The sequence below is a fragment of the Acinetobacter sp. MB5 genome, from assembly GCF_003261585.1.
In the GTDB taxonomy this organism is placed as follows: Bacteria; Pseudomonadota; Gammaproteobacteria; order Pseudomonadales; family Moraxellaceae; genus Acinetobacter.
In genome coordinates, this window is sequence record NZ_POVU01000001.1 from 450,916 (window position 1) to 463,677 (window position 12,762).

Sequence of the window (12,762 nt, forward strand, 5' to 3'; positions counted from 1 at the left end):
CCAAGTTAAACTTGGCTTTTTTTATTACCAGCGAAACTTGTCCCAGTTTTCTGGGTTCGCCCAAAACTTCGAGTTAAACCAGTCAGGCACATGCTTGTAAGTCAAAATATTAAACTGCCACAAGGTCAAATTGCCCTGTTGCTGCGTTTTATCTAACATTTGAGTTAAGCCCAAAGCGCGCATTAATTGCGTATCCTGATTTGGACACACCACCACCAAGCGTTTTGCCATAAGATCACGCAATTTCACCAAAAGTCGCGACTTCTCGGTATCGGTTAAATTTTGCATTTCTGGGGTGTCGAGCAAAATAAAACCCAAATCATAGCGACGGGTAAAAGGCAGACTTAAAAAATCAGATACGTTAAAATATTGCCAGTCAATTGAGTGTTGTAAGCCGTGTTGGCAAAGATCCTGTCCAATACATAATGCAGTTTCAATGGGCTGCTCCTGACATAAATCGTCTAGCATTGAAGTGATGACATTTTGTTCAGCCATAAACTGCACCTTTATCTGAGTTAGAGAGAAATTGATATGGAATTACAAGGCATTTGCCATAAAATGCATGCCGATTTAGCCAACCATAGTGTAACCGAACAGAACACTCAAAAAGCGCATGTTGAATACAGCTTTATTCTAGACCAATCTCAGATCAATTTACCCTTTACTTTAGGCCAAGAGCTTGAAATTGAATGGACTGGGAAGATTTACTGCGTTTCTTGCGGTGCAAAAACACCTAAATCCTATTCACAAGGTCACTGTTTTAAATGTTTTAAAACTAAAGCGTCTTGTGACATGTGTATCATGAAGCCTGAAACCTGCCATTATCATCTTGGAACTTGCCGTGAAGATGAGTTTGCTCACAGTGTCTGCTTTCAACCGCATATTGTCTATTTAGCCAACTCAAGTGCCCTCAAAGTCGGCATTACCCGTATTAGTCAAATGCCAACACGTTGGTTAGATCAGGGTGCAACCCAAGCTTTACCCATTATGCAAGTGGGTTCACGGCGCTTGTCAGGGCAACTTGAAATTATGTTTGGCGAACAAGTGGCGGATAAAACAGACTGGCGTAAGCTACTCAAAGGTGAAGCTGAACCTCTGAATCTGATTGAAGTTCGTGAGCAACTGGTCGAAGAATTTGCACCTAAAATTCAGCGTATTCGTGAAGAATTCAGTCAAAATCTGGAGTTTGATGAAGGCATTCAACTGCTTGAAGACGAAAAAATGCGGGAATTTGTTTATCCTGTTGAACAATATCCTGAAAAAATCAAATCGCATAATTTGGATAAAACCCCAACCATCCGTGGCGTTTTACAAGGGATTAAAGGTCAATATTTGATTTTAGATACGGGCGTGATCAACATTCGTAAATACACAGGTTACGAAATCATTATTCGCACCTAAATTTAAAATCATCAAAAAGGCAGGAAATTCCTGCCTTTTTCGATTTAAAAATAGTCTTAACGTGCTGCCAATAATTGCAAAATCGCATGTACAGGATCTTCAGTATCTCCTGAAATCAACTGCTTATGCATGGTTATATGCTGCATCACTTGAATTTGTGCAGTTTCAACATTCATTAACTTTTCAATTTCCGCAGCCAATGCTTCAGGTGTTGCCTGATCCTGAATCAGCTCTTGAATGACTTTTTTACCCGCAATAATATTCGGCAAAGAATAATATGGAATTTTGACCATCAAACGCATAATACGATAGGTTAGCCAGTGTAACTTATAAAATGTCACCATTGGACGATGCAATAACATTGCTTCAAGTGTTGCTGTACCTGAAGCCAAGGCAATGAGATTACTTGCATTCATGACCAATCGACCAATTTTCGACTCAGTATGCTGATTGTCAAGAACATGAATTTTGGCACGTAAACTTTCAGGATAATTTGCCAAAATCTGCTGAATTTGCGCTAAACGCTGTGGGTTAATCGCAGGAACCAGATATTCATACTCAGGGTATTTGGCTTGTAAAATCTGTGCAGCGCCAAACACCAAAGGGGCTAGTCGTTCTACCTCACCACGGCGGCTGCCTGGCAGTAAAGCAATGTATTTGGCTTGCTCAGGAAGATTAAGCGTCTGTCGTGCTTGCTGAATATGATTGTCTAATGGCAACTGTTTCGCCAGTGGATGCCCCACAAAAATCGCAGGAACTTGATATTTTTGATAAAACGCTTTTTCAAACGGAAATAAGCACATGACCAAATCTATATTTTTTTTAATCCCAAAGACACGCTTTTGTCGCCATGCCCATACTGAAGGACTGACATATTGTACAGTCTTAATCGGTAACTGTTTTTGTTTGATGCGTTGAGACAAACGTAAATTAAAGTCAGGTGCGTCAATCCCAATAAAAATATCAACAGGCTTTTCCTGCCAACGTTCAACCAAACCATCTCGTACTGCGAATAATTGTTTAAGCTCTTTTAAAACTTCAACTAGCCCCATCACGGACAAAGTTTCCATCGGATAAAAACTCTGGAAGCCTTCAGCAATCATTTGTGGGCCACCGATCCCCTCAAATTCAACATCAACACCTTGCGCTTTAAAGCAACGCATCAACTCAACACCAAGAGTATCTCCTGAAACCTCACCAACCACGATGCCTATTCTGAGTTTACGATTTTGCAAGAATGTCTTCCTTTGGGCTTTATCATCCACAATATTATAAGAGATTTCGTAGCTTTACTTCATACGAGTCATACAAACAACAAGATTATTCTGCGTCCTCCCTTTAATTTCTTCAAAAATCCAATCTAGAGAATGACGACATTGAATGTAATTTTTTGTTGCACATCACCACACAATAGTTAATTATATTGCGAATCATTTTCATTATTTTTTATATTTGGAATAAAGATGTCATTCAAGCCCAATGCTCTCTTCCTTGCCATCCTCAGCATCACTGCAACCTCAGTCTACGCGGAAGATAATCAAACACTCCCAACCATTACCATTTCAGCAGATAAAACCTCAAGCAGCTCTGAAAAAACCAAAGCCTACACGGTAAAAGACAGTAGCAGCGCTACAAAACTCAATATTCCAGTCCAAGAAACGCCTCAAACTGTCAATGTTGTGACGCGCCAACAAATGGATGACTTCAACCTGACCACGACCCGTGACATTTTGCGAAACACGCCTGGGGTTACAGTGACAGGTCTAGAAACTAACCGTACCACCTATACAGCGCGTGGTTTTGATATTTCCAATATTCTGGTTGATGGTGTTGGTATTCCCCAAGTCGATAGTTATAACTACAACAACAGTGACCCTGATGGATATTTTTATGATCGAGTGGAAGTAATCAAAGGTGCAGATGCATTAACCAATGCTTTAGGTGATCCAGGGGCAACCATTAACTATGTGCGTAAACGCCCTACTCAAGAATTTCAGGCGAATGCAGGGATTAGTTATGGCTCTTGGGATACTCAACGTTATGAAGCCGATATTTCAGGCCCACTGACTCAAGATGGTCGAGTTCGTGCTCGCTTAACTGGCTATGAAAAAGCAGGCAATTCTTATATTGATCGTTATTCTGAAGAGAAAAATGGTGTTCAAGCCATCATTGAAGCAGATCTGACTGACTCAACTACCGCATCTGTTGGTTATTCCAAAGTTCAACAACTAACCAATGGCTCACAGTGGGGTGCTTTACCCCTGATTAACAGTGCAGGGCAACAACTGAGCTATTCTCGTAGTTATAACTATGCACCATCGTGGACGTATTATGACTGGTCAATTGATAACTACTTTGCCTATATTGAGCAGAAACTCGGTGGCGATTGGAAAGCCAAGCTGAGCTATGATGAAAAAGCATCTACCCTGAAAGACAAAATGCTTTATCTTGGTGGAGCGCCCTCTGCAACAGATAACACTTCAGGCATTACCCTCTATCCAGAAATTTATAATCAGAAGTTCCGAGAACGTACTATTAATTTAAATTTCAATGGAACTTATGGGCTATTTGGACAGCACCATGAAGCCAACTTTGGTTATTCATGGTCAGATTACAATGTTAAAAGTTATTATGCATTAGGTGATAGCTATGGTCTGACGACGACAGATTTAGCCAGTTGGACACCTGCCACGCAATCATGGAGCAGTAACTATTCTGTCGATGATGAAAATATCATGATTAAATCGTTGTATGGCGCAACACGTTTGCATCTAACCGATGATTTAAAAATGATTTTAGGAGCAAACTACACCGAAATTGACAATAAAAATACTTATCAAAAAAATAAAGTATCGCCTTATGCAGGTCTGACCTATAACTTTACCCCACATTACACAGGCTATGTCAGCTATACCTCAATCTTCAGACCTCAAACCATTATTAACAATGCTACAGGTAAAGTTTCTGATCCTGTTGAAGGCAAAAGTTATGAGCTTGGTTTAAAAAGTGCTTGGCTGAATAACCGTTTGACGGGTTCGATTGCTGTGTTTAGAACAGAGCAAAGTAACTTCCCACTCAACTCAACTTATAACGCAACCGATTTTAAATACTACTCGGATTTAGGCACAGTGCGCTCACAAGGGGTTGAATTAGGGCTTGCAGGTAAAGTCAGCCAAAATTTAGAAGTGTCGATGGGCTATAGTAAATTTAGCCTGAAAAATATGGAGACTGGTGTCAACCCTCGCCAATACAATCCAACCCAAACCTTTAATATTTTAACGACTTACACCGTTCCACAATTACCAAAACTTAAAGTGGGCGCAAGTGTACAATGGCAAGATGCGATTAGTGATCCAGCGACCAGTAACGGTTATGGCCTGATTAAACAAGGCAGCTATGCCCTGCTCAACCTAATGGCAAGTTATACCTTAAATGATCACGTCAGCTTCCAAGTCAATGGTAACAACGTGACCGATAAGAAGTATCTGACTGGTTTATATCAGGGACAAGGCTATTACGGCGCACCTGCCAACTATACGGTTGCGGTCAAATTTAAATACTAATCCATTCTCAAACATCTTTAACCCTTTTTAAAGCCAATCCTTGTGATTGGCTTTTTTAATTATTTTAACAACAAAAATAAATACTTAAAAAATAATTGAGTTTTTATGTGTTTTCTGACTTGACGAAAAAATAATATAAGATGTATTTTAAATATATCTTATAAAGCCATGCGAGCAATCCATTATGTTAAGCCAGCATCAAATCGACCTCATCAAATCTACTGTTCCTGTTTTACGTGAAAATGGTGTTGCGCTAACAGGTTATTTCTACAATCGTATGCTGGGGAATAACCCAGAGTTAAAAGAAACATTTAACATGGGACATCAACGCAGTGGTGCACAGGCAAAAGCGCTGGCAGGCGCAGTATTGGCGTATGCTGAAAATATTGAAGATCCAAGTGTCCTCGCACCTGTTGTAGAACTCATCTGTCACAAACATGTCAGCCTGAATATTCAAGCACCTGAATATGACATTGTGGGTGAGAACCTGTTGCATTCCATTAGTGAAGTTTTAAATATTCCAATGGAACATGAATTGATTGAAGCATGGGGCTTGGCATACGGACAACTGGCTGATTTATTTATTCAAACCGAACAAAAAATTTATCTAGAACATCAACAAACCCAAGGCAGTTGGCTTGGATGGCGTGAATTTTTAATTGCTGAAAAAGTTAAAGAAAGTGATGAAATCACCTCTTTTTATTTAGTACCTAAAGACAATGGCGCTCTCCCTAAATATAAAGCAGGACAATACGTGACTGTACGTGTTCTCGTCCCTGAACTTGGCATTAAACAACCTCGCCAATACAGCTTATCGGATTGTGCATCTGGTCAATATTTACGAATTTCAGTCAAACGTGAAGATGCCAAAGTTGAAGGACAAGATCCTGGCTATGTTTCATCGACTCTCCATCAATATTTAAATGAACATGATGTAGTTGAATTATCTGCACCAACAGGTAATTTCTTCTTGGTCAATCCTGAAAAAACCAATGTACTCATCAGCGCAGGTGTGGGCTTAACCCCAATGGTTGCCATGCTCAACCAGTTGCTGACTGAAAATACAGATCCAAATGAAAAATTATCATTCTGGCAAAAAATTAAAGCACAGTTTAGCCATGCACCAGAAAAACCTGCGATTCATTTTATTCATGCTGCTCGTAACTCACGTGTGCATGCCATGAAAAATGCGATTCAGGGCTTGGCTCAACAACATGACAACTTAGATGTTTTTGTTGCTTACGAGCACCCAGAACAACAGGATAAATTAGGACAAGATTATGACACTCAAGGTCGCTTAGACTTATCCAAACTTGATCAAAAATGGTTTCCTGAACATGCCGACTATTATTTGTGTGGCCCAATGCCATTTATGCAAGCGCAGCATCAAGCATTACTTGCACGTGGCATTCCACAAGAAAATATTCACAGTGAAGCATTTGGTACAGGTGGCGTTACACTTTAATCCCTAAAAGTTAGCTCAACCTCTAAAGCCATTCCTTTCAAGGAGTGGCTTTTTTATTGCTGTTTACAAAACAATTTAACTTGCATCTCTCAACACAATACGCAATCATATTGCGAATAATTTTCATTAGCATCAACTGGTCGGATTCTATGCTTGCTTGGTCATATCTATGGGCTGTCGCCTACCGCTTTTTAGTGGCGTTTGTCATGGGCTATGTCTGTACCAGTTTGTTCATGTTAGTTCTGCTTAAAATCTTTCAGCATTTCCTTGCCCAAGCTGAATCTGTTTATTTATCTGCCTTTATTGCCATCATTTTTTATGCCGTATTTGTTCTGAGCAGTTTCTGTATCCACTCATTGTTCAAGCTCAGTAGTTCTGCACTCATTCTGTGTAGCGTATTTTTTCTAGCTTCGAAATTTATATAGGTTAAATGATGCATAAATCTATTCGACAATCGATGGCATGGCTACATTCATGGTTAGGATTAATACTTGGCTGGTTACTATTTTGTATTTTTCTACTTGGTGCAACATCCTACTACCGCCAAGAAATCAATGCATGGATGCAACCTCAGTTTAATCATATTGAGGTTGATCAACAGCAAGCCATACACAGTGCATGGAAATATTTAGACCAAAATGCCCACGATGCGAAATCATGGTATATCAGCGTTGCCAATTCTCAACATCCCACCAGCAATGTCTATTGGCAAAAATCTGATGGCAGCTATGCCATTAAAAATTTAGACCCTATTACTGGTCAGGAAATTCAGGCAGCGACAACGCAAGGCGGTGACTTTTTTTATAACTTCCATTTTCAGTTATTTGGTGTGCCCTACATGATCGGGCGGCTGATTGTCAGTTTTGCTGCATTTATTATGCTAATTGCGTTGATTTCAGGCGTGATTACCCATAAAAAAATCTTTACCGATTTTTTTACTTTTCGAACCTTTAAAGGACAGCGTTCTTGGCTAGACTTTCATAATATGGTTTCTGTGATTGCTCTGCCGTTTTTCCTTACCATCACCTTTACGGGGCTGACCATTTTCTTTAACTTGTATCTGCCTTATGGCATACAGCAAGTCTATTCACAAAAACAACGCTTACAATTTTTTGAAGAAATTACCTCGACTCAACCAAACACAAACAGTACAGCGCAAGGTCAATCTGCACCCATGCTCACGTTTGAGCAACTGAATCACAAAATACAACAACAATGGCCAAATCAGCCAGAGATTAATACGATTGAGGTCAAAGCTCCCTATACATCTTTTGCGCGAATTCAGATTAAACAGTTAGACGATCACAGCATTAGCTTAAAACCCGAACAGCTTTCAATTGCAGGTTCAACAGGGCAAATTTTGCCTGATATTCGTAATTACAGTCCTGTCGCTACGCTTTATTCAGGTGTTTATGGCTTACACATGGCACCATTTGCTCAACCACTTTTACGTCTTGGATTATTTTTTAGCGGACTTTTGGGCTGTGCCATGATTGCTTCAGGGCTACTGCTCTGGAGTCTCAAGCGTCAATTACATGCAAAATTTCAAAGCTTTCATTTTGGACATTATCTGGTAGATCGAGGGAACCTTGCTTGTTTTGTCGGATTGCCCATCTCAATGCTTGTCTATTTCTATATCAATCGCCTGATTACACCATACATACATGGCAATAATTATGAGATTCAAGGCTTTTTTCTGACATGGCTCATCAGCTTACTTGCTGCACTTCTCACAAAAAAAACTTATCTCTGGCGTAGCCAACTGACCGTATTTATTGCTTTAGCAACACTGTTGCCACTGGTCGATTACTATAGCCTCTATCAACAACATCACTTATTTAGCCAAAGTTATTGGACGTATTTATGTGTTGATCTATTTTTCTGGTTATTTGCAGGTTTAGCTTTCTTGATCTATCGCAATATCCAACCGATTCAGCAACAGGCTCATCAACGTATACAGCGAAAATTATCCTTGAACTCAGAACTTGAGGCAAAATCGTGATGCTTATTGTCATCTTATTTGTCCTGATTTTTACAGGCTTTTATCTCCTGTTCCTGCTGAGTGAAAAACAGCATAAACAAACCGCTCAATCGCGTTTTCAGATCATCTTAAAATATCGTAAATTGACACGTTTCAGTGCTTATCTTTGCTTTCTCTGTGGATTTTATCTGAGCATTTCCATGTATGGATTTTCCATTGGTTTTATTAGTAGCTGGATTTTCGCATCGCCCATCATTTTTGTACTTATTTTATGCAACAACCGTTTAAAAACCCCTCAAAAATCATAATTCTTGAGTTTTTTGTTTATTTATTCTTTTTTCGAATAAGCAAATCATTTTTTATGACTACAAATTTTCATAAAAGCTCCTAAGATAAGCACAAATTTATATAATGGCATAAATTCATGATTGACGCGGTTCAGTTCATTTTAGCAGGCATGCTTGTAGGTTTTTGTGTGGGCATTACTGGTGTTGGCGGCGGCTCACTCATGACACCGATGTTAATTAGTTTATTTAAAATTGAACCTCATATTGCGATTGGTACAGACCTGATCTACGCCTCGATTTCAAAATTGTGCGGATCTGCTGTTCATGCCAAAAAGTTAAATGTTGTTTGGCCAATTGTTTTATGGCTTTCTATTGGCAGTATCCCTGCTTCATTTGCTACCCACTGGGTCGTTGAACAGTATTTAAGTCACTCTACGCAATATAAAGCATTACTCACTATCGTTTTGGGTTTCATGCTAACGCTTACTGGAATTTCTATTATTTTTCGTTCAAAAATTGAGAAATTTTTTAATCGTTTCCGCGACCAACAACCTCAGTCTAAAGAACTTGCTTTTACAGGGAAACGTCGCGTTTATATCATTATTATGGGGATAGTACTCGGTATCTTCGTTACCCTGTCATCGGTTGGTGCTGGTGCTTTTGGTGTGATGGCACTCATTTTGATGTTCCCTAACCTGCCGATGATTCGCATTATTGGTTCAGATGTTGCCCATGCCGTGTTACTGACTTTCGTTGCAGGTATCGCACATATGAGTTCAGGCAATGTCGACTTTCATCTTTTAGGTTGGCTGCTGATTGGTTCAATTCCAGCGATTATGTTCGGTACACTCATCAGCTCAAAACTCCCTGAAAAAATCATTCGTAAAATTTTGGGCATCACCCTATTTTTATTGGGTATGAACTTTATTTTGCATCCTGTCAAAGAAAAGCCTAAACCAAAAGCTGAAACTGCAATGCTAATTCAGCCTGCCAGCAATGTTCAACAGCATGTCTAATGCTCTTGAACATTAGACTAATGGACGTTTTTAATCTAAAGATTTAGCGCTATGGCTCTACTTTGTTTCAGAAAGCATGCTATAGTCAGATTCATCCTGATGATCGTATTTTATAACCAGTGAAGGCAATGAATAGTTTACAGTCCCATTCTATTACCTCAGCCGATATTGATGACATCAATATCCAAAGTATCCAACCGCTTGTTACACCAGCACAATTAAAAGAAGAACTTCCTCTTTCTGAGAAAGCTTATGAGACTGTGCTCAAAGGACGTGAAACGATTCGCAAGATTCTGGATGGTGAAGATAAACGCTTATTTGTTGTGATTGGCCCATGTTCAATTCACGATCCAAAAGCTGCACACGAATATGCTGAACGCCTTAAAGCACTCAGCGAAAAAGTTAAAGATACGCTGTACCTAGTGATGCGTGTCTATTTTGAAAAACCACGTACCACCATTGGCTGGAAAGGCCTGATCAATGACCCTGATATGAATGACTCATTCAATATCGAAAAAGGTCTACGTATCGGACGTAAATTATTACTCGAATTGAATGAAGTCGGTTTGCCATGTGCAACTGAAGCACTTGATCCAAACTCACCACAGTATTTACACGATTTAATTTCATGGTCTGCAATTGGTGCACGTACCACCGAAAGCCAAACTCACCGTGAAATGTCTTCTGGTTTATCATCTCCTGTAGGCTTTAAAAATGGTACAGATGGTGGTTTAACTGTTGCAACCAATGCGATGCAAGCCGTAAAACATGGACACAGCTTCTTGGGTCTCAATGAAGATGGTCAAGTTTCTGTCATTCGTACCAATGGTAACCCTTATGCACATGTTGTATTACGTGGTGGTAACGGCAAGCCAAACTACGATGCAACTTCTGTTGCAGAAGCAGAGCAAGCTTTGGCAAAAGCAAAAGTTAGCAATAAAATCATGATTGATGCCAGCCATGCTAACTCAAACAAAGACCCATACCTACAACCATTGGTTCTTAAAAATGTCACCGAGCAAATTCTCGATGGTAACAAGTCAATTGTTGGTTTAATGGTTGAAAGCCACCTTAAAGGTGGACGTCAGGATATTCCTGACAATTTATGTGATCTTGAATACGGCAAATCAGTCACTGATGGCTGTATCGATTGGGATACAACGGAAAAAACGCTTCTTGAAATGCATGATGCATTAAAAGACGTCTTACCAAACCGTTAATTGTTTTACAATACGCCATCATGATGATGGCGTTTTTTATGATTGATCGCACATGAACAGTTTAGAACAAGCGCTTAGCCAGACCCTCAACTTTCAATATATTCATGAACGGCTTTTGAGTTCAGGACAGCCAACCGTTGAGCAACTCAAGCTAATCAAAGCCTATGGCATTAATACCGTCATTAATTTGGCATTGAGTGACGCCAGCAATGCGCTTGAGCATGAAGATAAAATTTGTCTTGAACTAGGACTGAACTATATTCAGCTCCCGATAGACTGGGAACTTCCCGACCCAGAACAGGCACTTTTTGTTCTTGATACTTTGAACTTTCTGCTCAAAGAACAAAGCATTTGGATTCACTGTACCAATAACTACCAAGTCAGTGCGTTAATGTATGTCTACCGTCAGTATTACATGGATGTTGATATTGAACAGGCACAGCATTATCTACATCAAATTTGGGAACCAAACGACACTTGGACAGGCTTGATTCACAATGTTGCTTTACAGCTTCAAGGACGTAAAGCAACACTAGAACTTCAACAAGCCCTGATGGGAACTCAACCATTTTCATAAATGTTTATTCTTAGCTTGCTGCCACCAACAATACAGTGGCAGTAGCCAAAATACCTTCCTGACGCCCAGTAAAACCCAATTTCTCGGTCGTAGTCGCTTTAATACTAATTTGTGACACATCCACATCAAGCACATCTGCAACACTTTGACGCATATCTAAATTGTATTTCGCCAATTTTGGACGTTCACAAGCCACTGTCATATCTGCATTGGCAAGTACATAGCCCCGATCTAAAATCAGTTGATAGACATGCTGCAACAGCTTACGGCTATCTGCACCTTTAAACTCTGGATCGGTATCTGGAAAATGCTGCCCAATATCACCCAGTGCCAATGCGCCAAGTAATGCATCACAGAGCGCATGCAAGACCACGTCACCATCGGAATGTGCTTTTAAACCATGCGTATGTGGAATTTGAATTCCTGCTAGAGTAACAAACTCGCCTTCCTCAAAAGCATGCACATCCATGCCTTGTCCAATTCGAATTTTTGTAACCACTGTAAACATCCTTTATCAAGACTTGTGTTTGTTATTGCTGATTCGCTATAGTTAGCGCTAGCATCATCTCATCAAAGTATAAGCGATCATGTCGTTGAATTTTAATCTTTATACCTATAAAGCATTCGGATGTATGGTTTTGTTCAGCCTATTGGTATGTTCTCCAAGTTATGCCAATACGCCTTTATGTCAGCATCAACCACATAAGTCACATCCGAGTTACTGCAAAACCCAATATAAAGCAGAAGTTCAACAGATCAATAAGCTTTATTTAACATCGAGCTTAATTACCAATGCACCTTTGCGCTTATTACAAGATACTCAAAATATGTGGCGCACACGATTAAGCGAATGTAAAAATAAATCCTGTATTTCGCAGCAATTTGATCTTCGCAGTGAAGATCTAAATGCGTATAGCTCACTCAATCAAAGTCTGACACAGCATTTTATTAAGTATCATCACGGCCAAATTGCTCAACCCCATACCTATTTACAGATTCATCAACTTGATCAGAATAAAATTAAAATTGAAGGTTGGGTCTACCGTAATCCAAATGCAAGCCTCGACAAACTCAGCTTTGCTTTTCTTTCTTACTTGAATAATGCCAAAAAAACAAAAGTAACCAATAACGAAACAACGTGCCAATATCAGTTTAATTACCAAAAAACGCTGTTACAGGTGACGAGTACCAACCATGTCACACATAAAAACTGCAATCGTTTTACGGGTACATATCGTCTTTACGATTAGAC

Annotated in this window: 11 protein-coding genes and 2 pseudogenes; 10 read left to right on the forward strand and 3 right to left on the reverse strand. The window is 39.6% G+C overall.

Annotated elements, in window-relative coordinates:
• Nucleotides 1–24: 24 nt before the first annotated feature.
• Complete coding sequence (locus C1A47_RS02230; RefSeq protein ID WP_111891975.1) at nt 25–495, reverse strand: DUF6231 family protein; 471 nt, start codon at nt 493–495, stop codon at nt 25–27.
• 36 nt (nt 496–531) lie between these two features.
• On the opposite strand from C1A47_RS02230, the gene C1A47_RS02235 reads away from it, so the two are divergent.
• Nucleotides 532–1,401 carry a DUF2797 domain-containing protein gene (locus C1A47_RS02235; protein WP_111891977.1) on the forward strand — a complete coding sequence of 290 codons (870 nt, stop codon included), beginning with the start codon at nt 532–534 and terminating at the stop codon, nt 1,399–1,401.
• Nucleotides 1,402–1,457: 56 nt separating this feature from the next.
• Here the strand turns inward: C1A47_RS02235 and lpxB are convergent, their stop codons facing one another.
• Nucleotides 1,458–2,636 (reverse strand): lipid-A-disaccharide synthase, encoded by a 1,179-nt coding sequence (gene lpxB / locus C1A47_RS02240; RefSeq protein WP_111891979.1) that lies wholly within the window; start codon nt 2,634–2,636, stop codon nt 1,458–1,460.
• A gap of 228 nt (nt 2,637–2,864) precedes the next feature.
• Between lpxB and C1A47_RS02245 the strand changes: the two genes are divergently transcribed.
• The 8 genes and pseudogenes from C1A47_RS02245 (at nt 2,865) to C1A47_RS02280 (ending at nt 11,510) form a co-directional block, all read left to right on the forward strand.
• Nucleotides 2,865–4,964 carry a TonB-dependent siderophore receptor gene (locus tag C1A47_RS02245; protein WP_111891981.1) on the forward strand — a complete coding sequence of 700 codons (2,100 nt, stop codon included), beginning with the start codon at nt 2,865–2,867 and terminating at the stop codon, nt 4,962–4,964.
• A 184-nt stretch (nt 4,965–5,148) separates the two neighbouring features.
• Nucleotides 5,149–6,022 (forward strand): annotated as a pseudogene (locus tag C1A47_RS02250) (globin domain-containing protein); the annotation flags it as partial.
• A pseudogene (locus tag C1A47_RS18005) lies at nt 6,022–6,429 on the forward strand (nitric oxide dioxygenase); the annotation flags it as partial. The pseudogenes C1A47_RS02250 and C1A47_RS18005, both read left to right, overlap by 1 nt.
• 149 nt (nt 6,430–6,578) lie before the next feature.
• On the forward strand, nt 6,579–6,854 hold the full coding sequence (locus tag C1A47_RS02255; RefSeq protein WP_111891985.1) for a hypothetical protein: 276 nt from the start codon (nt 6,579–6,581) through the stop codon (nt 6,852–6,854).
• A gap of 8 nt (nt 6,855–6,862) precedes the next feature.
• Nucleotides 6,863–8,431, forward strand: a complete 1,569-nt coding sequence (locus tag C1A47_RS02260) for a PepSY-associated TM helix domain-containing protein (RefSeq protein WP_111891987.1) — start codon at nt 6,863–6,865, stop codon at nt 8,429–8,431.
• Nucleotides 8,432–8,834: 403 nt separating this feature from the next.
• On the forward strand, nt 8,835–9,713 hold the full coding sequence (locus tag C1A47_RS02270; RefSeq protein ID WP_111891991.1) for a sulfite exporter TauE/SafE family protein: 879 nt from the start codon (nt 8,835–8,837) through the stop codon (nt 9,711–9,713).
• Between the two features lie 128 nt (nt 9,714–9,841).
• Nucleotides 9,842–10,933: a 3-deoxy-7-phosphoheptulonate synthase gene (locus C1A47_RS02275; protein ID WP_111891993.1), complete on the forward strand. Its 1,092-nt coding sequence runs from the start codon at nt 9,842–9,844 to the stop codon at nt 10,931–10,933.
• Nucleotides 10,934–10,985: 52 nt separating this feature from the next.
• Nucleotides 10,986–11,510 carry a protein tyrosine phosphatase family protein gene (locus tag C1A47_RS02280; RefSeq protein WP_111891995.1) on the forward strand — a complete coding sequence of 175 codons (525 nt, stop codon included), beginning with the start codon at nt 10,986–10,988 and terminating at the stop codon, nt 11,508–11,510.
• Between the two features lie 10 nt (nt 11,511–11,520).
• Here C1A47_RS02280 and ispF read toward each other — a convergent pair whose 3' ends face one another.
• Nucleotides 11,521–12,009 carry a 2-C-methyl-D-erythritol 2,4-cyclodiphosphate synthase gene (gene ispF, locus C1A47_RS02285; protein WP_111892200.1) on the reverse strand — a complete coding sequence of 163 codons (489 nt, stop codon included), beginning with the start codon at nt 12,007–12,009 and terminating at the stop codon, nt 11,521–11,523.
• Nucleotides 12,010–12,142: 133 nt separating this feature from the next.
• Between ispF and C1A47_RS02290 the strand changes: the two genes are divergently transcribed.
• Nucleotides 12,143–12,760: a hypothetical protein gene (locus C1A47_RS02290; RefSeq protein WP_227539715.1), complete on the forward strand. Its 618-nt coding sequence runs from the start codon at nt 12,143–12,145 to the stop codon at nt 12,758–12,760.
• Nucleotides 12,761–12,762 lie beyond the last annotated feature (2 nt).